Origin of the sequence: Prevotella sp. Rep29 (assembly GCF_019551475.1) — a bacterium.
Taxonomy (GTDB): domain Bacteria; phylum Bacteroidota; class Bacteroidia; order Bacteroidales; family Bacteroidaceae; genus Prevotella.
Genome location: NZ_CP047159.1, coordinates 251,025 through 276,052, shown reverse-complemented (window position 1 = coordinate 276,052; position 25,028 = coordinate 251,025). Strand labels below are relative to the sequence as shown.

General features: G+C 50.4%; 17 protein-coding genes and 2 tRNA genes. 16 read left to right on the top strand and 3 right to left on the bottom strand.

All coding sequences use genetic code 11. The annotated features are described in order from the left end of the window. The first annotated feature begins 21 nt into the window (after positions 1-21). The 12 genes from GRF55_RS01155 to GRF55_RS01100 all read left to right on the top strand — a co-directional run bounded on the left by GRF55_RS01155 (position 22) and on the right by GRF55_RS01100 (position 16,724). Positions 22-2,841: a pitrilysin family protein gene (locus GRF55_RS01155; protein WP_220368749.1), complete on the top strand. Its 2,820-nt coding sequence runs from the start codon at positions 22-24 to the stop codon at positions 2,839-2,841. Positions 2,842-2,929: 88 nt separating this feature from the next. Beyond that, positions 2,930-3,181, top strand: coding sequence for a hypothetical protein (locus tag GRF55_RS01150; RefSeq protein WP_220368748.1), 252 nt, complete (start codon positions 2,930-2,932; stop codon positions 3,179-3,181). Between the two features lie 571 nt (positions 3,182-3,752). Further along, the gene (locus tag GRF55_RS01145) at positions 3,753-5,585 is read left to right on the top strand and encodes an ABC transporter ATP-binding protein (protein ID WP_220368747.1); all 1,833 of its coding nucleotides are present in this window, start codon (positions 3,753-3,755) and stop codon (positions 5,583-5,585) included. An 8-nt stretch (positions 5,586-5,593) separates the two neighbouring features. After that, positions 5,594-7,561: an LTA synthase family protein gene (locus tag GRF55_RS01140; RefSeq protein WP_220368746.1), complete on the top strand. Its 1,968-nt coding sequence runs from the start codon at positions 5,594-5,596 to the stop codon at positions 7,559-7,561. A 230-nt stretch (positions 7,562-7,791) separates the two neighbouring features. Next, positions 7,792-11,040: a C10 family peptidase gene (locus GRF55_RS01135; RefSeq protein WP_220368745.1), complete on the top strand. Its 3,249-nt coding sequence runs from the start codon at positions 7,792-7,794 to the stop codon at positions 11,038-11,040. A gap of 455 nt (positions 11,041-11,495) precedes the next feature. Continuing rightward, positions 11,496-12,758 carry a methionine adenosyltransferase gene (metK, locus tag GRF55_RS01130; protein WP_220368744.1) on the top strand — a complete coding sequence of 421 codons (1,263 nt, stop codon included), beginning with the start codon at positions 11,496-11,498 and terminating at the stop codon, positions 12,756-12,758. A gap of 15 nt (positions 12,759-12,773) precedes the next feature. Next, positions 12,774-13,823 carry a DUF4271 domain-containing protein gene (locus GRF55_RS01125; protein WP_220368743.1) on the top strand — a complete coding sequence of 350 codons (1,050 nt, stop codon included), beginning with the start codon at positions 12,774-12,776 and terminating at the stop codon, positions 13,821-13,823. A 7-nt stretch (positions 13,824-13,830) separates the two neighbouring features. After that, entirely contained in the window at positions 13,831-14,577 is a 747-nt protein-coding gene (locus tag GRF55_RS01120) for a uroporphyrinogen-III synthase (protein WP_220368742.1), read from the top strand. A gap of 3 nt (positions 14,578-14,580) precedes the next feature. After that, complete coding sequence (locus tag GRF55_RS01115; protein WP_220368741.1) at positions 14,581-14,973, top strand: ribonuclease P protein component; 393 nt, start codon at positions 14,581-14,583, stop codon at positions 14,971-14,973. Further along, on the top strand, positions 14,970-15,221 hold the full coding sequence (yidD, locus tag GRF55_RS01110; protein WP_220368740.1) for a membrane protein insertion efficiency factor YidD: 252 nt from the start codon (positions 14,970-14,972) through the stop codon (positions 15,219-15,221). The genes GRF55_RS01115 and yidD overlap by 4 nt, the downstream gene beginning before the upstream one ends. Before the next feature lie 62 nt (positions 15,222-15,283). Beyond that, positions 15,284-16,585, top strand: a complete 1,302-nt coding sequence (gene tyrS / locus GRF55_RS01105) for a tyrosine--tRNA ligase (protein ID WP_220368739.1) — start codon at positions 15,284-15,286, stop codon at positions 16,583-16,585. A gap of 68 nt (positions 16,586-16,653) precedes the next feature. After that, positions 16,654-16,724: transfer RNA gene (locus GRF55_RS01100), tRNA-Gln, on the top strand. Between the two features lie 110 nt (positions 16,725-16,834). On the opposite strand, the gene GRF55_RS01095 is transcribed toward GRF55_RS01100, so the two are convergent. Beyond that, complete coding sequence (locus GRF55_RS01095) at positions 16,835-17,107, bottom strand: HU family DNA-binding protein (RefSeq protein ID WP_220368738.1); 273 nt, start codon at positions 17,105-17,107, stop codon at positions 16,835-16,837. Positions 17,108-17,298: 191 nt separating this feature from the next. Here GRF55_RS01095 and GRF55_RS01090 point away from each other — a divergent pair, with 191 nt between their 5' ends. The 3 genes from GRF55_RS01090 to secDF all read left to right on the top strand — a co-directional run bounded on the left by GRF55_RS01090 (position 17,299) and on the right by secDF (position 22,405). After that, entirely contained in the window at positions 17,299-18,222 is a 924-nt protein-coding gene (locus GRF55_RS01090; protein ID WP_220368737.1) for a rhomboid family intramembrane serine protease, read from the top strand. 14 nt (positions 18,223-18,236) lie between these two features. Beyond that, the gene (locus GRF55_RS01085) at positions 18,237-19,325 is read left to right on the top strand and encodes an endonuclease/exonuclease/phosphatase family protein (protein WP_220368736.1); all 1,089 of its coding nucleotides are present in this window, start codon (positions 18,237-18,239) and stop codon (positions 19,323-19,325) included. Positions 19,326-19,429: 104 nt separating this feature from the next. Further along, positions 19,430-22,405: a protein translocase subunit SecDF gene (secDF, locus tag GRF55_RS01080; RefSeq protein ID WP_220368735.1), complete on the top strand. Its 2,976-nt coding sequence runs from the start codon at positions 19,430-19,432 to the stop codon at positions 22,403-22,405. A 131-nt stretch (positions 22,406-22,536) separates the two neighbouring features. Here the strand turns inward: secDF and GRF55_RS01075 are convergent, their stop codons facing one another. Together GRF55_RS01075 and GRF55_RS01070 are read right to left on the bottom strand one after the other, a co-directional pair. Further along, positions 22,537-23,325, bottom strand: coding sequence for an ADP-ribosylglycohydrolase family protein (locus GRF55_RS01075; RefSeq protein WP_220368734.1), 789 nt, complete (start codon positions 23,323-23,325; stop codon positions 22,537-22,539). Between the two features lie 49 nt (positions 23,326-23,374). Continuing rightward, positions 23,375-23,446 (bottom strand) — tRNA-Arg (locus tag GRF55_RS01070). 244 nt (positions 23,447-23,690) lie between these two features. Here GRF55_RS01070 and GRF55_RS11790 point away from each other — a divergent pair. Further along, positions 23,691-24,632, top strand: coding sequence for an MBL fold metallo-hydrolase (locus GRF55_RS11790; protein ID WP_220368733.1), 942 nt, complete (start codon positions 23,691-23,693; stop codon positions 24,630-24,632). Positions 24,633-25,028 lie beyond the last annotated feature (396 nt).

Here is a 25,028-nt window from a genome sequence, read left to right as displayed (position 1 = left end):
TTAACAACAAACCTAATTAATATGAAACTTAAAAGAATTTTCAATGCAGCCGCATTGCTGTTGATGGCAGTAATGACACAGGCTCAGACCATGCCGCCACTCCCAATGGACAAGGCTGTACGCATGGGAAAACTTGACAACGGGCTCACCTATTACGTACGTCAGAACGGGTGGCCGGAGAAGCGTGTTAACTTCTACATCGCACAGCGGGTAGGCTCTATCCAGGAGAATGACGACCAGCGCGGACTGGCTCACTTCCTCGAGCACATGGCATTCAACGGCTCGGAGAACTTCAAGGGCAACGAGGTGATTGAGTACACCCGTTCGCTCGGCGTGAACTTCGGTAGCGACCTGAACGCCTACACCAGCATCGACCGCACCGTTTACCGCATTTGCGACGTACCATCGACACGCATAGAAGCGCTCGACAGCTGTCTGCTCATCCTAAAAGACTGGTCGAACGGGCTCTTGCTCGAAGCCGACGAGATTGACAAGGAGCGTGGTGTGATTCACGAAGAGTGGCGTCTGCGCTCATCGGCATCACAGCGCATGTTCGAACGCAACCTGCCGACACTCTATCCGGGCAGCAAATATGGTCACCGCATGCCTATCGGACTGATGGAGATTATCGACAACTTCAAGCCCGAAGTGCTGCGCGCCTATTATCATAAGTGGTACCGCCCCGACAACCAAGCTATTATTGTTATCGGCGACATCGACGTTGACCGCACCGAAGCGAAAATCAAGGAACTCTTCGGAGGCATCAAACTCGAGGAAAACCGTGCGATGGTCGAAAGAGAACCCGTGCCCGACAATGCTGAACCCATTATCGTTGTTGACAAAGACAAGGAGCAACAGTTCAACATGGTGATGCTCATGTTCAAGCATGACGCTACTCCCAACGAGGAAAAAGGCAACATGATGTACCTGCTCGAAGGATACGTAAAAAGCATGAGCACATCCATGCTCAACCAGCGCCTCTCAGAAAAGGCTCAAGAGGCTGACTGCCCATATCTGCAGGCATCGGCAAGCGACGAGGAATACCTCTTCTCCAGCACAAAAGATGCGTTCACACTCACCGTCATCCCGAAAGAGGGAAAGACCATCGAGGCGTTGGCATCAGCACTTCGTGAGGCACAGCGTGCCGTACAGTTCGGCTTCAACGCTTCCGAGTATGTCCGCGTACGCTCTGAATACCTGAGCCAGTTGGACAAGATCTATACCAACCGCGAGAAACGCAACAATGCCATCTTCGGAGACGAATGCACCGAACACTTCCTCGACAACGAACCGATTCTTTCCATCGAAGACCAGAAGATGCTCATGGAACAGATTGCACCGAACATCCCGGTAGAGGCTATCAACCAAGTGTTGCCAGAGCTCATCAGCAAGAACGACTCCAACCTGGTCATCGTCAGCTTCAACACAGAGAAAGAGGGAACCGTATATCCCACAAAAGAAGAATTCCTCAGCGCCATCAATACCGTGAGAGGCGAACAACTGGAGGCTTATGTGGACAACGTAAAGAACGAACCGCTCATCGCTAAACTGCCGAAGAAAGGCAAAATCAAGAGCGAAAAGGAAAACGCGAAGTTCGGATACAAAGAACTGACTCTCTCAAACGGCGCACGCGTCATCTTGAAGAAGACCGACTACAAAGCCGACGAAATTCAGATGTTAGCTATTTCGAAAGGTGGTAACTCACTCCTCGGCGAAAACGATATCGTGAACTCCAAACTCTTCAGCGCTGTCACCGCAAGCAGCGGACTCGGCGAGTTCGACAATCAGGAACTCGAAAAGGCACTCGCTGGCATCCAGGCAAGCGCCAACCTTAGCATGTCTAACCTCCATGAAATGGTGAGCGGCAACTGCGTACCGAAAGACGTGGAAACCATGATGCAGCTGGTTTATCTCAACTTCACCAACATCAAGAAGGACGAGAAGGCATACAACTCAATGGTCAACATGATTGAGACGATGCTCAAAAACCGTTCGCTCACACCGGAGACAGCATTCGCCGACTCAGTAAGCGCAACCGTGTACATGCACAATCCGCGCTTCCTCAACATCGATGCCGAAGACCTGAAGAAACTCGACTACGACCGCTGTCTGCAAATCGCCAAGGAGCGTACTGCCAATGCGGCTGACTTCACGTTCTTCTTCGTAGGAAACTTCGACGAGGCAACACTCCGTCCGCTCATCGAACAGTACATCGCCTCACTGCCAGGCAACCCGAAGAAGAAGGAAAACTGGAAACCTGTTTCTACCTATGCGAAAGGAAACGTCATCAACAAGTTCACCCGCAAGATGGAGACACCGAAGGCTCAGGCACGCATGATGTGGTACAACCTCGAGCAACCGTACACCCTCGAGAATGCCATCCTTGCCGACGCTGCCGGTCAGGTGCTGGACATGATCTACCTGAAGAAGATTCGCGAGGAAGCCAGTGCAGCCTACTCTGCAGGAGCAGCAGGCTCAGCCACCCTCGGTGGCGACACGCCGTACACTGGACTCATCGGTGTTTGCCCGATGAAACCCGAGATGGCTGACGAGGTGCTCAAAATCATGCGCGAGGAAATTGAGAACATGACCAAGACCGTTGATGCTGACATGCTCAAGAAAATCAAGGAGGCACTGGTCAAGGACCATGAGACCAATGCTAAGAAAAACAGCTATTGGATGGATGTCATCTCCGACTTCGACGAGCTGGGCGTTGACAAGCACTCTGACTACCTCAGCATCGTGCAGTCACTCACACCGGAGAAGATTTCACGGTTCGTGAAAGACGTGATTCTCGCTGGCGGCAACCACGTGGAAGTAATCATGCTGCCCGAAGAGTAATAAGACAGGCATAAACTGATTTCAACGCAAGGGGCGGACGCACTTCAAAATGCCCGCCCCTTGTTTTTTATTTAGACTGTCAACAACGATGAAACACAACGACATCGACATCATCATTATAGGATATATCCTGCTGCGCGCAAGCAAGCATTTTTCATGGGAACCACTGACATGGATAGGCATTCCCGTATTCCTTGTCGGTTTAGTTTTCACGGTGAAAAACACCTGGACAGGTTGGAGAAGTAAAACATTGACGGGTCGGTGGTTTTGGCTGAGACTCTTCCTCCTGTTTGTCAGTATCCTGTATTTAATCATTGAGTTACAACAGCACTTGGTTTAGCTTAGGGAAGAGCGGTTGTTTGTATGTAAAAAAGCAAAAGGTGCGACGAACAAATAAAAGACAAATCGCCGATGAAATGGGCGATTTTTGAACCATTTGAGGAGAAAACGTATCGGGCAGATGTGAATCGGGCGGATATGCCGAGTCGCCTCTACGCGAGTTCGACAAACTTGAAAGGAAGTGACAGGCTATGATAATCGAACTCGCGTTGCAAGACAAAAGCGAAAACGGAATCTGTATATTTATACAGCCGCACAAGTTTGGTAACGCCACCCGTAAAGTTCTGTTTATCAGTGCGTTGCGAATGGGTTTCCAAAAGTTCAACTTTTAGCTTGCAAAAGTTGAACTTTTAGGAGGCGAAAGTTGAACTTTCAGAGCGCAAAAGTTCAACTTTTGGAAAGTGAAAGTTCAACTGCATGTTTATACATCCTTTTCTGTATGTTTATGCAGGCACAAAGGAGCCCCACTAACGCTGCGCAAAATGATAATGGAATCATGATAAATCTGAACTGAAAACAGTTTTTATCGAAACAGGTCTATCATTTCAAATATTTTATGTACTTTTGCAGGCATGAAAGAATTTCTGCAGGTTTTACGACGATTCGTGCCTCCGTACAAAAAGTACCTGGCGCTGTCGGTGGTGTTCAACATCCTCTCAGCCATATTGAACATCTTTTCGTTTGCCACGCTGATTCCAATGCTCAACATCCTGTTTAAGACGGGAGAGACCGAGCAAGCCACACAGTTGATGGCATGGGATTGGGGCAATGTGGACGGCGTGCTGATGAACAACATGAACTATCACGTCAACCAGCTCATCAACAACGTTGGCGCTACCACCACCCTGCTCATCATCGGCATCGTGCTCGCACTGCTGACATTCCTGAAGACCGGCGCATACTTCCTCTCCTCGGCTACAATCATCCCTATCCGCACCGGTGTGGTGCGCGACATCCGCAACCTGCTGTACCGGAAAATCACGTCGCTCTCCCTGGGATTCTTCTCCGAGGAGCGCAAGGGCGACATCATTGCGCGGATGAGCGGCGATGTGGGCGAGGTGGAGAACTCCATCATGTCGTCGCTGGACATGCTTTTCAAGAATCCCATACTGATTGTCGCCTATTTCGCCACCCTGCTGCTCATCTCCTGGCAGCTCACACTGTTCACGCTCGCCGTCGTGCCTGCGATGGGATGGTTCATGGGCTTCGTCGGGAGAAAACTCAAACAGCAGTCGCTGAAGGCACAAGCGCTGTGGAGCGACACGATGAGCACGGTGGAAGAGACGCTCGGCGGACTGCGCATCGTGAAGGCGTTCTGCGCCGAAGAGAAGATGAACCGCCGCTTCGACCAAGTCAATTCCGCTTACCGGAACGACGTGATGCGGGTGAACATCCGTCAGCAACTGGCACACCCCATGTCGGAATTCCTGGGTACGGTGCTGATTGTCATCGTCCTGTGGTTCGGCGGCGTGTTGGTGCTGAACTATCAGGCGCTGAGCGGTCCGACGTTCATCTACTATCTGGTCATCCTCTACTCCATCATCAACCCGCTGAAGGAGTTTTCCAAAGCCTCATACAACATCCCGAAAGGTCTGGCATCAATGGAACGCATCGACAAGATTCTGCTCGCCGAAGTGGAAATACAGGACCCCGAACAGCCGAAAACACTGGAGAACGGCTTCCAGCACGCCATCGAGTTCCGCGACGTGTCGTTCCGCTATGGCGAAAAGTGGGTGCTCCGGCATATCAACCTGAAGATAGAAAAAGGCAAGACGGTGGCGCTCGTAGGACAGAGCGGCGGCGGAAAATCCACACTCGTTGACCTGATACCGCGTTACTACGACGTGCAGGAGGGCGAGATTCTCATCGACGGCATCAACATCCGCGACCTGCGGGTGCACGACCTGCGCTCGCTCATCGGCAACGTGAACCAGGAAAGCATCCTCTTCAACGACACGTTCAAGGCCAACATCACGTTCGGAGTGGCTGATGCCACGCAGGAACAGATAGAAGAGGCGGCGCGCATTGCCAACGCACACGAGTTCATCACGGAGTCGGAGCAGGGCTATGACACCAACATCGGCGACCGCGGCGGACGCCTCTCGGGCGGACAGCGGCAACGGGTGAGCATCGCACGGGCAGTGCTGAAGAATCCTCCCATCCTCATTCTCGACGAGGCAACATCAGCCCTGGACACGGAGAGCGAAAGACTGGTGCAGGACGCGCTCGAACGACTGACCAAAACCCGCACGACCATCGCCATCGCCCACCGACTGTCAACCATCAAGAACGCCGATGAAATCTGCGTTTTACACGAAGGGGAGATTGTGGAACGCGGCACCCACGACGAACTCATGACGAAAAACGGCTACTATAAGAACCTGCACGACATGCAGATGATATAAACAGGCGTATGAAGAAAGTCTCTTTGCTCCACCACACCGGCTCGTCTGTAGTGGCACTGCTGCTCAACCTGCTCATAGCCTTTGCGGTATATTTCATCTGTCGCGTGGCCTATCTGCTGGAAAACTACAGTTACTTCTCCGAACATCTTTCTTTCAGCTACCTGCTCCGCATGTTTGGCGGCAGCCTGATGTTCGACCGCTCAGCCATTGCCTATACACACATTCCGTATATCGTGATGATGCTGGTGCCGCTCTATTGGAAAGAGACCTATATATATAATAAGGTGGCGAAGGGCTATTTTCTCGTCATCAACACCCTGACCATGGTCATGAACCTGTGCGACGCTGTCTATTTCCCTTATACGCTACGCCGCACGACGACCTCCGTTTTCCGCGAGTTCGGCAACGAGAACAACCTGGGCGGCGTGTTCCTGCACGAATTGATCAGCCACTGGTACCTCGTCGTACTCGCCATCGTCCTCGTCTGGGCCATGCACCGCCTCTATGTGAAGCCGAGAATGATGCGCAGCGAGATTGTGGAAAGAAATCTGAAACTGCGCTACACCATCGTCATGCTACTGTCACTCATAGCCGCCATCCCCATTTCGGTGGGTGCCATGCGCGGCGGTCTGGGTTCAGGCATCCGTCCGATTACCATCAACAACGCCAACCAATACGTTGAACGCCCCATCGATTGTGCGCTGGTACTGAACACGCCGTTCGCCATGCTGCGGACAATCGGCAAGAGCGTCTTCGCCGTGCCCGCCTATTTCGAATCGGAGACAGAAGCTGCCAAGGTGTTCACACCGATACACCAAGCCGGCGACAGCCTGCAGATGACGAAGAAAAACGTGGTCATCATCATCGTCGAGAGCTTCGGACGCGAATACATCGGCGCACTCAACAAAGAACTGGAAGGCGGGAAATACAAGGGATATACGCCCTGCGTGGACGAACTAATCGGGAAAAGCGTCACCTACAAACACTCTTTCTGCAACGGCAGGAAGAGCATCGACGGCATGCCGTCGGTGCTTTGTGGCATCCCGATGTTCGTCGAGCCGTTCGTCCTGACTCCCGCATCGATGAACACCTACACGGGGATTGCCGGCTTGCTCAGCCAGGAAGGCTACGAGACGGCATTCTTCCATGGCGCCAACCGCGGAAGCATGGGGTTCTTGGCGTTCGCCAACAAAACGGGATTTCAGCACTATTACGGCAGACAAGACTATGCTGCCGACAAACGCTTCGGCGGCGACAAGGACTTCGACGGCAACTGGGGCATCTGGGACGAACCGTTCATGCAATATTATTGCACGAAGATGAGCGAGATGCGCGAACCGTTCATGACGGCAGTCTTCACCGTATCGAGCCACCACCCGTTTGAAGTGCCCGACCAGTATAAGAACACCTTCAAAGACGAAGAACTGGAAATTCATAAGTGCATCCGCTACACCGACATGGCAATCGGCAAATTCTTCGAGACGGCTGCCCGACAATCGTGGTTCAACAACACCATTTTCGTGCTGACGAGCGACCACACCAACATGAGCAACCATGCGGAATACAGCACCGACCTCGGAAGATTCTGCTCGCCCATCGTCATCTACGACCCGAGCGGCTCGCTACAGCCGGGCATGCGTGATGCCATCGCCCAACAGACAGACATCGTTCCGACCGTGCTCGGAATGCTCAACTATCCCAAGCCGCATCTCAGTTTCGGCTGCGACCTGATGCAGACACCGCCAGAGGAAACATTCGCCGTGAACTATCTCAACGGCGTCTATCAATATGTGAAGTACGGGTATGTGCTGCAATTCGACGGCGAACGGACAAAAGCCGTCTATGCCCTGGACGACAGACTCATGAAAAACAACCTCGCAGGAAAAGTCAGCGTGCAGCAGAAAATGGAGACTGAGGTGAAAGCAATCATTTGGCAATACATGTTCCGAATGGTCAACGACCGCCTGATGCCATAACCACCACCATATTATAATTTCCAAAACCGATAGGGACAATCATTCCTTTTTCGAGAAAAAGCGTCCCAAACAACGCTTTTTCTGTTCTTTTTCTGTTCTTTTATTAAAAAAATCACTACATTTGCAACCTAATTACACGAATCAACTTGTCTGCGAAAAGTGAAGTTTTAACACAAAACGACACCTGCAGACATGCCAACAAGGCAAAATGTCAGAAAAATAAAAGGATTATGAAACAAACTATTTTGGCAATCATCTGCTTGTTTTTGCTTAACGCATCTGCAAATTCAGAACCAATAACGAAGCAACAAGCCCTCGCTCAAGCACAGACGTTCATGAAAAGTAAAGGACGCAGCCTGAGCAGCAACACAGACATTCGACGTGCACCGCGAAAAGGAGCACAAAACGATAATGCGTATTATTACGTATTCAACGCCGACAACAACCTTGGCTTCGTCATCGTATCGGGCGACGACCGCACAGAACCGATTCTCGGTTACTCCGACACGGGCTCGTTCGACCTCGACAACCTGCCGGAAAATGCACAGTCTTTCCTCGCGGAAATCACGGAACAGATGGAATACATGGAGGCTAAGGGACTCTCATCGCAACGCCGTGCCCCGGAATCAGCCAAGCGGGCGATTGCCCCATTGCTGACAACGACATGGGGACAGGGCAACCCTTACAACATCAACTGCCCCACGGACCCGAGAACCGGCACGGTTTCCTACGCAGGTTGCGTGGCTACAGCCATGGCACAGGTGCTCTATCACCACCGCGCAAAAGCCGTGACCAGCACACAGGCGCAAATCCCGTCCTATTCCTATTCGTTCAGTTATAACGGAACAACCTACTCCAAAACCGTTCCGGCGGTCGCCAGCGGCGCACCTATCGACTGGGCAAACATGGTTGATGCCTACAGCGGGACGACCACCACGACTGCGCAAAAGACTGCCGTGGCAAACCTGATGGCGTATTGCGGGAAGAGCGTGAGCATGAACTACAAATCGACCTCTTCAGGAGCCAACTCCTACAACGTGGCATACGCCCTGCGCACTTATTTCGGATTCGACGCCAACACGGTTTACAAGCGTCGCGGAGGATACAGCGCGGCTGAATGGGACAACATGCTCTATAATGAATTGAAAGCTGGACGTCCCATCTACTATTCCGGTTCATCACAAGGTGGCGGACACGCTTTCGTTGTCGATGGTGTGGACGATGAAGGACTCTATCACGTCAACTGGGGATGGAACGGCTCGTCGAACGGCTATTTCCTTATCTCCGTACTCAATCCGGGCGACAACACGGGCATCGGTGCCAGTTCGACGGACGACGGTTACATCATGAACGGCGCCGCCATCTTCGGCGCACAGCCAGCCGTCAACCCGGGAGAATACAGCATCTATCAGGAAATCCTTTCCTCACAATACATCAGCCGAAGCGGACTCACCATCGCCTATGCTTTCTACAACTACACAGGAAAGGCTGCAAAATTCGATTGCGGTATCGCCATTGAAGACGCTGACGGCAACCTCTACGTCATGGACTCTATCAGCTACACTTCCAATACCTCGCGCGGAGATTACAAAAAACCCGATTTAACAGCGACAATAAGCACATTCCAAGACAACAACCTGCCGACAGGAAAATATGTTGTCATCCCCGTCAGCAGACTGAGAGGCAACAGCACATGGTATCGTTGCGAGTTGTCCACGAGCAGTCTTGTGGAGCTCACATACAGCGGCACAACGCTTACTGCCACATTAAGAAGTGCCAATACGCTGAGCGTATCCGCATGGGCGTTCCCCGGCACCTTGACAGCCAACAGCGAACAGAAAGTGAAAGTCACCGTCAAAGGAAACAACAACGTCCCCTCGAGCGTTGACCTCTACCTTTTTGCCAAGAAAAGCACGGAATCGAACTATTCCGCCGTTTCACAAACGGTTGTCTTTGTCGATCAAAAGAAAACCGCAGACGTGGAGTTCACCTTTACCCCGACATCTGCCGGGACATGGAACCTGAAAGTGTCAGCATATTCCTCTCCGACCTCAAGCGGCATAGGAACGCGAAGCGTGACCATCGCAGAAGGCGGCGAAGCCTTCACCAGCAAATTGTCAGCCACTTATGACATCGACTATGCAAGTTCAGCCACTGCAACCGAAATCAATGTCTATCAGAACAGTGTCAAGGGAACCGTCACACTGAAGAACGATACCACCGTCGCTTACGTCGGACAGGTACTGTTATCTATTTGGAAAAACACTACAGGAACCTCTTACACATTAAGCACTAAGTCCGTAAGAGATGTTGTTGTCCCTGCTGGCGGAACAGCCACCCTTGACATCAAATATCCTAACCTTGACTATGGCGTGAAATATTGGGTAAGATGCCATTACGGATCATCCACCTCAAAAGCCGTGAAGGGCGAACGTGTTGCAACGATTAAACACGGCATCGACAAATACCAATTGGTGAACGGCGAAGTGGAACGCAGCGTGGAAATACCATCAACGAGCAACATCGTGACCGTGGATGCACAGACGCTCGCCCTCAACCTGACAGGTACGAACACGACACGCATCAACGGAACACCGGGACAGAACCTCCTGGTCTTCATCGGAGCCGACGATGCCGTCCCGACAAGCACCTCTGCGCTCAACATCGTGCAAGGCGGAACCATCAACCAGCTGAACCTCGTAGATGGTGCACCGTTCTATGCGCCGGAGGAATTCGAGGCAAACACCGTCACCTACACCCGCACACCAGCCATCGCGACCGACGGAACAGGCGGATGGGAGACACTCATCATCCCGTTTGCCGCCACCAAAGTCATGAACCTTACCGACAATCAGGAAATAGACTGGCACCGCAGCGCTTCCGACACGGGCAAGGACTTCTGGCTCAAACGATTCACTGAGATTGACGGCACCGACCTCACCTTCGAAAATGTGGACGAGATGCAACCCAACGAGCCATACATCATCGCCGTTTCCGACGGTTCAGTTGCCAGCAGTAAACAAAATAACGGCATGATGGGTCCGCGCAAGGCAAACAGCCTGCAGGGCAAGCAGATTCGGTTTATCGGCGAAAATGCGGTGATTCCGGAGAGCAAATACCTGAATACACGCACCAGCACATACAGCATATTCGGCACGTTCAACACCGTCACGCTTTCCGACATCCACACCATGAACGCCGCAGGAACAGCCTTCGAGAAACAGGCATCGGCAACCGTCGAACCGTTCCGCTGCTATTTCAAGGCGACAAACCCGTCGAGTGCAGCTGCCATCCTGCCGCTGGACGACGTGGTGGATGCCATCACACTGCCCGTCAGCAACATGACGGAAGGTCAGGCTGACATCTTCACCGTCAGCGGCATGAAAATCGGAACCGTAAAGGTGGTCAACGGACAAGCCGACCTCACACATCTGCCGAAAGGCATCTACATTATCAACGGCAAGAAAGTCGTAAGATAACCAACACAAAAAGCATCAACGGCGTGGAGACAACATGGGGTCTCCACGCTTTTTTTGTGTCTTCACGCGCCAATATCGGGAACTCCGAAAACATAAATCCGACGAAAAAAAACACCAAAACCGACCCGCATAAACATACAGAAAAGGGCGTATAAATATACGGTTGAACTTTCACTTTCCAAAAGTGCCACTTTTGCGTCCTGAAAGTGGCACTTTTGGCTCCTAAAAGTTCCCCTTTTGGAGTGCAAAAGTTGCCCTTTCGGAAAGCCCTTTCTAACGTCTTGAAATTCAAAAATTTACAAAACCGCTTCCCATCGTTCCACCCCTGCATAAATATACAAAAGCCGCAAACGGCTCTGTGAGTGAAATAAGAAACACAATGTTTGCCAGAATGAATAAAAACAATTAACTTTGCACCCGCAAATATCACATATTCTATTATTAAGAACAAAACTATGTCATACTTATTCTCATCAGAATCCGTTTCGGAAGGGCATCCCGACAAAGTTGCCGACCAGATAAGCGACGCACTGCTCGACCAGTTTCTTGCCTACGACGACCGTGCCCGCACGGCTATCGAGTCGTTCGTAACCACCGGACAGGTGGTCATCATGGGAGAGGTACGCTCCGAAGCCTATATCGACCTTCAGACCATCACGAGAAAAACCATCAATAAGATTGGCTACACAAAGTCGGAATACCAGTTCGACGGCAACAGCTGCGGCATCCTTACCGCCATCCACGAACAGAGCGGCGACATCAGCTGTGGCGTTGACCGCAGCAATGAGGAAGACCAAGGTGCCGGCGACCAGGGAATGATGTTCGGCTACGCCACCAACGAGACGGAAAACTACATGCCCGTCTCTCTGGACCTGGCGCACCTCATCATGCGCACGCTGTCCGAGATAAGGAAAGAGGGAAAGGTCATGACCTACCTGCGCCCCGACGCCAAGAGCCAGGTGACGGTCGAATATTCTGACGAGGGCATACCGCAGCGCATAGACACCATCGTCGTCTCCACGCAACACGACGATTTCGACAAGAACAAGAAAACGATGTTGAAAATCATCAAGGACGACGTCATCAACATCCTCATCCCTCGGGTGAAGAAACAAATACACAGCAAGAAAGTGCTTGCACTCTTCCATGACAAAATCAAATACCACGTCAACCCGACAGGCGTATTCGTCATCGGAGGACCACACGGAGACACCGGTCTGACTGGACGGAAAATCATCGTTGACACCTACGGCGGAAAAGGAGCACACGGCGGCGGTGCCTTCTCGGGGAAAGACTCTTCGAAGGTGGACCGCTCGGCGGCATACGCTGCCCGTCACATCGCCAAGAACATGGTGGCTGCCGGCGTGGCAGACGAAATGCTGGTGCAGGTAAGCTATGCCATCGGTGTGGCAAAACCCGTCAGCATCTACGTCAACACTTACGGGCGCTCGCATGTCAACATGACCGACGGCGAGATTGCCAAAGTCATCAGCAAACTGTTCGACCTGCGCCCAAAAGCCATTGAGCGCTCACTGAAACTTCGTCAGCCGATGTATCTCGAGACAGCTGCCTATGGACACATGGGACGCAAGAACGAAGTAGTCAAGAAAAAGTTTACCAGTTTCTATCACGAGACAAAGGTCATGACCGTAGAACTGTTCACTTGGGAGAAACTTGACTGCGTGGACCGCATCAAGAAAGAGTTTGGGCTTGACTAATCAGCAAATCAACTTATGACGAGCCACTTGCGGTCATTCCCACTCCCTCAGCAGCCCGACACCACGATTGTTGAGACGCAGCAACCGGCGGAAATCAGCATTCAGGAGCCGGAAGAACCGCAACCTGTCTCCAAACCGGCGACACCCAAACCTCATCGCGCCAAGACCGACACGACCGCGCTCCAGGACACCGTCAAGCAGCAGGCAGCCGTCGTGAGCAACAAACAAGAACAGCCCGACACGGCAAAGGCCATCGAAAAGGACTACGGACCATGGATTACCATCAGAGACTTCTCACACCAAGGCAAACCCTACCTGTTCAACGACTCTGTCATCGGTAAGCAACGGACCGAAAATGACGCATTCGGCGTGACGGCAAAGCCCGCTCCCTACACCATCAGCGGCGACAACATCATCACGGGATTGCTCATCATCAGCTTCATCCTGGCACTCATTTCCTTCGCCAATTCGCGACGGTTCATCGCACGCCAGGCAAAAAGCTTCTTCCGAACGCCCAACGAACGGACGACACCCATGACCGAGACGACCAACGAGGTGCGCTTCCAGATATTCCTCGTCGCACTGACCTGTCTGCTGGGTGCCATCATTTTCTTTTTCTACACGCAGGAATACGTCGCCCAAACCTTCATCCTCTCGTCCCAATACCAGCTGGTTGCCATCTATTTCGGCATCTTTGGCGCCTATTTCCTCCTGAAGTTCGGATTACACGCAGGCATCAACTGGATATTCTTCAACCACCGCCAGAATGAGCGATGGATGAAAGCGCTGCTCTTCATCAGCAGCATGGAAGGACTGCTGCTCTTCCCCGTCGCCCTGTTGCTTGTTTACTTCGACCTTTCCATGAAAACAACCGTCGTCTATACCCTTGGTGTGATAATTTTTATTAAAATCCTGTCCTTTTACAAGTGCTATGTTATCTTTTTTCGGAAAATCACCTCTTTTTTACAAATAATTTTGTACTTTTGTGCCCTCGAAATCATACCCATAGCCATACTGTATGGTTTTTTGGTATTGACAAACGATTTTTTGAGAATCAATTATTAGTATATCGATGATTAAGAAGATTTTAGTTTCACAGCCACAGCCAACAAGCGAAAAGTCGCCCTACTTCGACATCGCAAAGGATTTGGACGTAGAACTGGTTTTCCGTCCGTTCATCAAAGTTGAGGGTCTGACATCCAAGGAGTTCCGCCAGCAGCGAATCAACCTGCTGGACTACACAGCGGTAGTGTTCACCTCCCGTCATGCCATCGACAACTATTTCACGCTTGCAAAAGAGTTGCGCGTCACCATTCCCGAAGACATGAAATATTTCTGCGTGACGGAACAAATTGCACTCTACATTCAGAAATACATCCAATACAGAAAGCGCAAAGTATTCTTCGGAACAACAGGCAAAATTGCCGACCTGGTTCCGACGATGGTCAAACATAAGACAGAGAAATACCTCGTGCCACTGAGCGACGTGCACAACAACAGCGTGACAGAACTTCTCGACGCCAAAAAGTTGCAGCACAAGGAATGCATCATGTATCGCACGGTCAGCAACGACTTCACCCCGGAAGAGAAGAAAGCATTCGACTACGACATGATGATATTTTTCAGTCCCACGGGTATCAAAGCCCTGATGAAAAACTTCCCGAAATTCAAGCAGGGCGACATCAAGATTGCCGCATTCGGACCGTCAACGGCGAAAGAAGTGACCGACAACGGACTGCGGCTCGACCTTCAGGCACCCACTCCCGAACAACCGTCCATGACAGGTGCACTGAAAGCGTTTCTCGAAAAAAAGAAATAAGACATGTCTGCCAAAGCTCTTACACTGACAGCGGAAGAGCGCATTTCGAGCAGAATACTGATAGAAAAGCTCTTCGACGGCGGCAACAGTCGCTCAATGACAGCATACCCCGTCAGACTCGTCTATCTTCAGACAGACAGACAACCGGGAGACGTGGCAGCAAAAATCCTTGTCAGTGCCCCGAAACGGAACCTCAGGCATGCCGTTGACCGCAACCGCGTGAAAAGACAGATGCGGGAAGCCTATCGAAAGAACAAGCACCTCATCCTGGAAAAACTCGACGCGAACTCGGGAATGGCACTCGCCTTCATCTGGCTCGAGAAACAACCGTTCCGCAGTAGCGAGGTAGAACAACGAATCATCAACCTTCTGGAAAGAGTCAGCGAGAAACTATGAACATGTTGCGATACTTATGGAGACAACTGTCAAAAGCCTTGGGATGGATACTACTGCAGCCCATACGCTTTTACCAGAAGTGCATCAGCCCGTTCACACCACCCTCCTGCCGATTCACACCCACCTGCTCGGAATATGCACGGGAAGCCATCAAGAAACACGGACCCTTCAAGGGGATGTGGCTCGCCGTCAAGAGAATACTGAGATGCAACCCATGGGGTGGCAGCGGTTACGACCCGGTGCCGTAAGTTTCCTGAACGACTCAGGGCCCCGACAACCATATTAATAATATTAACACGATGATTATTCGATGAGAAAGAATTTTGTAGAAGAACTTCGCTGGCGCGGTATGCTGGCACAAATCATGCCTGGAACGGAAGAGTTTCTCCAGAAAGAGATGGTAACGGCTTACCTCGGAACAGACCCGACCGCCGACTCACTCCACATCGGACACCTCTGCGGCATCATGATGCTCCGACACCTGCAACGCTGCGGACACAAACCCATTATCCTGGTAGGCGGAGCAACGGGTATGATTGGCGACCCTTCGGGGAAAAGCCAGGAACGCAACCTGCTTGATGCCGACACCCTCTACCACAACCAGGAAGCCATCAAGAAACAAGTTGCCAAGTTCCTCGACTTCGAAAGCAAAGAGGAAAATGCTGCCGAGATGGTCAACAACTACGACTGGATGAAGGACTTCACCTTCCTGGATTTTGCACGTGAGGTCGGGAAGCACATCACCGTCAACTATATGATGGCGAAAGACAGTGTGCAGCAACGACTCAACGGAACGGCACACGACGGACTGTCGTTCACCGAGTTTACCTACCAGCTGCTGCAAGGCTACGACTTCCTCTATCTCTACCAGCATAAGGGCTGCCGCCTGCAACTCGGTGGCAACGACCAATGGGGCAACATGACCACCGGAACGGAGCTCATCCGCCGCACACTGGGCAGCGAGACAGAGGCATACGCCCTCACCTGTCCGCTCATCACCAAAGCCGACGGAAAGAAATTCGGAAAGACCGAGACCGGCAATATCTGGCTCGACCCGAAGCGCACGTCACCTTATAAGTTCTACCAGTTCTGGCTGAACGTAAGCGACGACGACGCTGAACGCTACATCAAGATATTCACCTCACTGGAAAAAGACGTCATCGACGCACTCGTAGAGGAACACAAGACCGACCCCGGACGCCGCATGCTGCAGAAACGGCTCGCAGAGGAAGTCACCACGATGGTTCACTCGAAGGAAGACCTCGACATGGCAATTGAAGCATCGAACATCCTGTTCGGGAAGTCCACCAAAGAAAGTCTCCAGAGACTTGACGAGCAGACGTTCCTCGACATCTTCGAAGGTGTGCCGCAGTTCCAGCTGCCAAAGAGCGAACTCGGACAGCCTGCCATCGAACTCTTCGCCCGCGACGACGTGAAAGTGTTTGCCAGCAAAGGCGAAATGAGAAAACTCGTGCAAGGTGGCGGCGTCAGCCTGAACAAAGAGAAGCTCGAAGCATTCGACCGCCCCGTCACCGCCGACGACCTCATCGACGGCAAATACCTGCTCGTGCAGAGGGGCAAGAAAAACTATTATCTGGTGACGGTGAAATAAAAATTCACTGCAAAAATTTGGTAGTGGCGTGGAAAACCACTACCTTTGCACCCACTTTACGACGGTATTGTCCAATGGTGTAATGGTAGCACAACAGGTTTTGGTTCTGTTTGTGGTGGTTCGAATCCGCCTTGGACAACAACGTATCAGAAAGGAGGCTGACAGAGACAGTCTCCTTTTCTGTTTCCCGTTTTCACGAAAAAAGGGAACTCGTGTGAGTTCCCTTCCATTTTTTCAGACAAAAGTGGCTTATTTAACAGCACCTGCCAAATCAGCACCAGCCTTGAACTTAACAACCTTCTTAGCAGGGATAGTAACCTTCTGCTTTGTCAGCGGGTTGATACCCTGACGCTTCGGGCGTTTTGTAACACTGAAAGTACCAAAGCCAACCAATGCCAGCTTGTCACCTTTCTTAAGAGTTTCTTTCACTGCCTTGAGCGTAGCGTCCAAAGCTTTCTTAGAATCAGCCTTTGTCAAACCTGAGTTAGCTGCAATCTTGTCGATTAATTGAGTCTTGTTCATAACTTTAATATTAATTTAAATGAAACAATAATTTTAAAAATCTTTCGCAAATATAGGAGTTTTCGCCGATAAAACAAACAAAATACCAAAAAATTTGATGTTTTTCATAAAAAAAAGTCCTATAAACCCTTATTTTATGCCAATTCACAAATATTTTTACTACTTTTGCATGGTAAAAATAAAGTTTTATTATGCGTAGCATTCCAACAATAACAAAGAACCTGCTCATCATCAACCTGCTGGCTTTTATAGCCTCTTTGGTGTTCAACGGCAGGGGTGTTGACCTGAACAACATCTTCGGACTGCATTTTTTCCTTGCGTCCGACTTTCACATTTATCAACTATTCACTTACATGTTTATGCATGCGAACTTCGAGCATATCTTCTTCAACATGTTCGCACTTTGGATGTTCGGCTGCGTAGTGGAAAGAGTATGGGGACCGAAACGGTTTCTTATATATTATATAATATGTGGTGTCGGAGCGGGACTCATGCAAGAAATCTCACAGTTTGCCCATCTTTATATGATGCAAACCAATGTCAGCTTCGCAGAACTCTTCTCGCTCAGCCCCGCAGATGCGCAGATGCTCAACGCCTGGACGACGGTCGGCGCATCGGGTGCCGTCTATGCCATCCTTCTGGCTTTCGGTATGTTGTTTCCCGAAGAACGCATCTTCATCTTCCCGCTGCCCATCCCCATCAAAGCCAAATGGTTTGTCATGTTCTATGTAGTAATCGAGCTGTTCTCCGCACTGGGCACCTCCAACAGCCAGGTGGCACATTTCGCTCACCTCGGTGGTATGCTTTTCGGCTTCCTGCTCATCAGATATTGGCGTAAACATCCTTATGCCAACGAAGATTTCGGCATAGGCAACGGGCAAGCCTTCTTCGACAAGATGCGAAAGAATTGGGAACAACGGAAGAGCAGACCCGTCGAGGAGCCTAAGCGCGAGGAACCCGTAAGAGACGAAACTCCACGGCAACAACCATACAACCAGAAGAAAAGGGAGCAGGACGAAATAGATATCATCCTCGACAAAATCAGAAAAAGTGGATATGACAGTCTAACTGACGAAGAGAAGAAGAAACTTTTCGATTGCAGCAAAAAAAACTAAGGTACTGAAAATTCATGATTGGAAAGCTGAAATCTTTTACCTTAAAAGTGATTGCCGGCATCAACATCGTTGCCGTCATCGTCATGATGATTTCCGGCTATTCCAGCCTTTTCCATCCGCAAGACTATCCCACCATTTCCATCCTCGGCTTGTTGTTTCCGTTCTTTGTCATTGTCAACTTGATTTTTTTGCTCTTTTGGGTCATCTTCAAGCTGAAAGGAATCCTGATTCCCGTGATTGGACTTCTGTTGTGTCTGCCGCCCATCCGCGACTATCTGCCCCTCAATTTCCAGCAAGTCCCTCCCGACGGAAGCCTCAAAGTCATCTCGTACAATGTATATCTGTTTGCTCCATGGGATGTCAAGAAAGATGAGCCCAACCCTATTCTCGAATACCTCCATAACAGCGATGCCGACATCATCTGCCTGCAAGAGGCAGAGACCAACGAGATGGGCAGCAACAAGCTGCGTCAGGCAATGAGCATATACCCTTATCGCGACTCTACGAAAATGGAAAATGCCTCTGAGGTCATGATGCTTTTCAGCAAACACCCCATCATTGCGAAGAAACGCATCAAATACACTTCCACCGGCAATATGAGCATGGCATATCTGCTCAATATCGACAGCGACACGGTCATTGTCATCAACAACCATCTGGAGACGAACAGCCTCTCAATGGAAGACCGGGAAGACTTCAATCAGATAACAAAAGGAAAGATGGACAACAAGAGCACTGTGGATAAAACAAAAATCTTGCTGAAGAAAATGGCAAAAGCAGCAAAGAAACGTGCCCCGCAGATAGAAGCCATCAGCCAATTCCTGGACGAGTATCGCGGGAAAAGCGCCATCGTCTGTGGCGATTTCAACGACACCCCCATTTCCTATACGCACCACACCATTTCCAAGCACCTTACCGACTGTTTCGTGGCAAGCGGCAATGGTCTGGGATTCACTTACATTCGGAACGGCATGCACGCCCGCATCGACTACATTTTCTGCAGTAAAGACTGGCAACCATACGGCTGCATGGTGGATAAGAGTGTGAGCATTTCCGACCACTATCCAGTGGTTTGTTGGCTGAAAAAGCGGGGAAAACCATAAAAAAATCAATAATAAAACGAAAGAAATTTCTCGAAATCTGAAAAAATCATTATCTTTGCACGCTATTAATGCAAATTGATATCAATTAAAATCATATAAACAAAATGCAAAACAAAGGAATTGTAATCATTACTGCCGTCTTACTGACGCTTGCAAGTATCTTCTACCTGTCGTTCTCAGTTGCCACAAGCTATTACGACAAACAGGCAGCCAAGATTAAAGACCCCATCGCACAGCAGGACTATAAGGACTCTGTGAAGTATCTGGGCATCTATTCTTACCAGAAATGTCTGGAGACACAGGTAGGTCTTGGACTCGACCTCAAAGGCGGTATGAACGTTATCCTCGAAGTGTCCGTACCCGACTTGGTGGACAACCTGTCCGGACACAAGAAAGACCCTGCCTTCCTGAAAGCCATGAAGGAAGCGCGTGCCGAAGAGGAACAGACACAGAGTGACTTCATCTCACTTTTCATCAAAGCTTATCAGCGAAATGCGCCAGGACACAAGCTGGCAGAGATTTTCGCCACACAGCAACTTTCCGAAGTGAAGACAACCAGCACTGACGCTGAAGTGGAGAAGATTCTCCGCGAGAAGGTCAGCGATGCTGTGAAAGACGCCAAGAACGTCATCACCAACCGTATCGACCAGTTCGGTGTCGTTCAGCCAAACATCCAGATGCTGGAAGGTCAGGAAGGACGCATCATGGTGGAAATGCCTGGTGTGAAAGACCCGGAGCGTATGCGCAAACTGTTGCAAGGTAGCGCCAATCTCGAATTCTGGGAGACGTTCAGTTCCAACGAGATTATTCCGTATCTCAGCCAGTTAGACCAGCGTCTGCTCGGAAACGAAGAACCTACCGAAGCGAAAGACACGACCAAGGCTGCTCAGGCAGACACCACACAGGTGAGCCTCGCGCTGAAAGACAAGAAGGCTACCGAAAAGGTGCAGCAAAGTTCTGAAGAGCAGATGGCTGAAGCCAAGAAGCGCAACCCATTGCTTGCCATGCTCCAGCCGATGGAGGGACAGCTCGCTATCGTGGGTCTGGCAAACATGCGTGACACGGCGGAAATCAATAAGATTCTGAATTCTGAACTGGCTAAGCAGATTCTGCCTACCGACTTGAAACTTTACTGGAGTGCCAAGCCGTCGGACCTCATTAAGAACAACAAACGCATCTTCGAACTCTATGCACTGAAAGTCACCACAGGCGACGGACGTGCACCGCTGGAAGGCGACGTAGTAGAATCAGCACGCGACGAGTTCAACCAGTTTACTGGCAAGCCGAGCGTGAACATGACAATGAACGACGACGGTGCACGCCGCTGGGCACAGCTCACCCGCGTGAATGTCGGCAAAGCCATCGCCATCGTACTTGACGGCGTAGTTTACAGTGCACCGCGCGTCAACGGAGAAATCAGTGGCGGTAGCTCTGAAATCAGCGGTAGCTTCACCATTGAAGACACGAAAGACTTGGCAAACACGCTGAAGTCCGGTCGTATGAAAGCTCCCGTACGCATCGTTCAGGAAGAGGTTGTCGGTCCGTCTCTCGGAGCACAGTCCATCCGTCAGGGTATCATGTCGTTCATCGTGGCATTTGTCCTGCTGATGATCTACATGATCATGATGTACGGATTCATCCCTGGCATGATAGCCAACAGCGCCCTGCTGATGAACCTGTTCTTCACGATGGGTATCATGGCATCGTTCCAGTCGGCACTCACCATGCCTGGTATCGCCGGTATTGTGCTCACACTGGGTATGGCAGTCGATGCGAACGTGCTTATCTATGAACGAACAAAAGAAGAGCTCAAGGCAGGAAAGAACGTCAAACAGGCACTGCAATCCGGCTATTCGAACGCATTCTCCGCTATCTTCGACTCCAACCTGACCTCTATCATTACAGGTATCATCTTGGCAGTCATCGGAACAGGTCCGGTACGCGGATTTGCCATCACGCTCATCATCGGTATCTGCTGCTCATTCTTCACCGCTGTGTTCCTCACACGTCTCGTTTATGAGAACCGCATGAAGAAAGACAAGTGGCTGAACCTCACATTCACCACACCTATCTCTCGCAACTTCCTGCAGAATATGCGAGTTGACTTCATGAGCAAATACCGCACCACCTTCACCATCTGGGCGATTGCAGCGATTGTATTCATTGGTTTCTTCGCTATTCGCGGACTCAGCAAGAGCATCGACTTCACCGGAGGTCGCAACTACGTGCTGAAGTTTGAAAAACCTGTACAGCCCGAGGATGTGAACAAGGCTCTGACAACTGAGTTCCAAGGCTACTCAGCCAATGCGCTGGCACTTGGAACCGACGGACATACCATCCGTGTTTCCACCAACTATAAGATTGAATCCAACAGCCTGACCGTTGACGACGAGGCAGAGCAGAAACTCTTCAACGCCCTCAGCAAGGCAGGACTGGTGACTCAGAAAGACTTGAAGACATTCAAGGATCCAGACGACCGCAAGGGTGGTTCTATCATCAGCAGCACGAAAGTCGGTCCGAGCATCGCACGCGACGTGACGAACAAAGCCATCATTTCGGTCATCGTGGCACTCATCGCCATCTTCCTCTACATCCTGTTGCGTTTCCGCAACGTGGCATTCTCCGTAGGTTCGCTGGTGGCACTGGCGCTCGATACGCTTATCGTAGTAGGCTTCTACTCGGCATTGTGGGGTGTCGTTCCCTTCTCGCTCGAGATAGACCAGACCTTCATCGGTGCCATCCTGACCGTAATCGGTTACTCGATTAACGACAAGGTGGTGGTATTCGACCGTATCCGCGAGAATCTCGGTCTCTTCAAGAAGCGTGACAAGCGCACACTGTTCAATGACTCGTTGAACCAGACGCTTGCACGTACAGTCAACACCTCACTCTCTACGTTGATTGTGTTGCTCTGTATCTTCTTCCTTGGCGGCGACAGCATCCGCAGCTTCTCGTTCGCCATGATTCTGGGCGTTGTCTTCGGTACGTTGTCATCCATCTTCATCGCTGCACCGGTGGCTTACCTGACACTGGGACGCAAAACCATCGAAGAAGATGAGAAGAAACTTGCCAAAGCATAATACACATTATTATATATAATATAGCAACCGACCGCATCATGAAATTCATGGTGCGGTCGGTTGTTTTTTTACCTTAAGTTTCACTTGGAATCTCATTGCCCCACCCGATTGGCTAAGGACAACGCGGTCAATCACCTGCCAATATTCTCCTCCACCTTTTCGTAGAACTCATGCAAGATGCTGAGCATCTCCTCCGGCAGATAAGTGTATGCCTGATTGATAATCTCTCCCGGAATCTCGTAGTAAGCCTCTGCCAATGCTCCGGTGATATCGGTCTTCGTGTCCGCATCGCCACCAGCCATCACCGACAAGCGGATAGCGTCTTCAAAATCCACCGACTCCACAAAACAGCGGATAGCCATGGGCACCGTTTCCTGACACAGGGCATCAAAATGACCGGTGGCACCGATGCGATAGACGTCGTTCAACGAGAGGATTTCGTAGTCGAAACGTTTCTCCACATGCCGAATCAGCGACTCCTTGGAGAGTTGGCAGGTGCGCAACCTGAAGATGGAAGCCGCCACACACTGTGCTCCCTTTATGCCCTCCGGATGGTTATGGGTCATCTCAGCACTTTTCTTTGCTTCCTCCAACACTTCCTCGAAATCGTCGAACAGCCATCCCACGCTACTCACGCGCATGGCAGAACCATTGCCACAACTGTTGTAAGGTACCGGATTGCTGCTTTGCAGCCAAGCCCAGAACCCTCCTCCATAGCCTACATCCGGATAGCGCCCACACCAGTCGCGCAGGCTCTCCTGATAGCCGCGCCCATGCAAGATGGCATCGGCAATGGCGATGGTACACACCGTGTCGTCCGTAAAGAAACATTCTGGCGTGAACAAATCGAATGCTCCCTGTGGCGGTCTGCTAAACTCAAACCGAGAACCGACAATATCTCCAATGATTGCTCCCAACATAACACTAAAATGAATGATAAAAAGAACTTACCCCCTACTATAATCAATGCGGTCTCACGGGGAATCGAACCCCGATCTAATCTTTAGGAGAGACTTGTTCTATCCATTGAACTATGAGACCTTGCGAAAAAGTCCACCGCCTTTCAGTGCGACAAAGTTACGAAAAATCGAGAGGAAAATGAAATAAATCCATTTATTTCTTTTCCCGAGACGCAGTAACTTCATGAATTCTTTTCATAAAGTTACGAAAAGTTTTTGAATTTGTATCATTTCAGACATGTTTTATATCATTTCAGATAGTACAAATGTCAATAATTTCTTGTATCTTTGTATCCAAATATTATTCTTAACAAAAACTGACAACTATGGAAATTAAAGCAGTAAAATTCAGACGCGACGGGTTCTACACCCAGCCTTTCGCCTTCGGTGGAGAGGAAGGCATTGACAAGTTTGACAAGAACATCCGCTATCGTGGCAGTCTCCAGAACTACCTGATTGACACCGGCAAGGAGGTTGTCCTGGTGGATACCGGTCTGCCTGCCGGATTCCCTGAAGAAGTAGTGGACGAACAGGCAGTCGCTTATATAGGAAAAAACATCTGCGACTATATGGATGCCCTCGCTGCACTGGGCTACAGACCCGAGCAGGTGACGAAGATTCTCCTCACCCACAAGCACAGCGACCACAGCGGCGAGCTCCGCTCCTTCCCCAATGCGGAGATTTACGTGAATGCCGATGAAATCGGCGTGGCAGAACTGAAGGACATTCCGAATCTTATTCCCGTACATTTCACCGACGGTCCTTATCACAACTTCCCTGAAAGTCAGAAGATTCTCGATGGCATATACTTTATCAAGGCAAAGGGACACACTAACGGCAACAGCCTCGTGATTGCAGAGAACGAGGGGCTGTTCTACATGTTCCAAGCCGACATCACCTACGTGGACGAAGCCCTGTATGAGAACAAACTCTCGGTGGTCTTCGACGACCTGGCGGCTGCCCGCGAGACAATGGACCGTGTGCGCGAGTTCGTCCGCAACCAGCCCACTGTCTATATGGGCACCCACACCCCACAGGGCTATGAGAATCTGGAAGCCAAGCGCGTGATCGACCTCGACAACCCTGTGCCGACAGTTCTCACCGAGGTCGATTTCTCCAAGCAGGAGGCCAGCGGCAAGTACGTCTGCTCCGTCTGTGGCTACGTTTATGACCCTGCCGAGCACGACGGTGTGGCTTTCGAAGACCTGCCCGACGACTGGCGCTGCCCTCGCTGCAAGCAGAGCAAAGAGAAATTCAACAAGGCGTAATGTGCCAGGAAAAGCCGCGGGGTGGACAATCCTAAAAATGTATAAACTTACAGAAAGATGCATAAAAAACGAGGATGAAAACAGCGTAGTGTATTCATTCCCGGCAACGACAAAAACCAACCTCTCCTTCTTCGGAAACCAATGAGGAGAGGCAAGAAAATCGCTTTTGTAAACTCTTGTAAATCAAGACGTTAAAAAGGTGTTTCCAAAAGTGCCACTTTTAGCTTGCAAAAGTGGCACTTTTAGGAGCTGAAAGGGGAACTTTTGGAGTGCAAAAGTGGCACTTTTGGAAAACGATAGTTTGCTAAAAAAATATAAGGTGTGAAATTTGTCAATTATTTATCGTATCTTTGCCAAAAATAAACTGCATTTTTCAATCATTCAAATGCGTTTGTT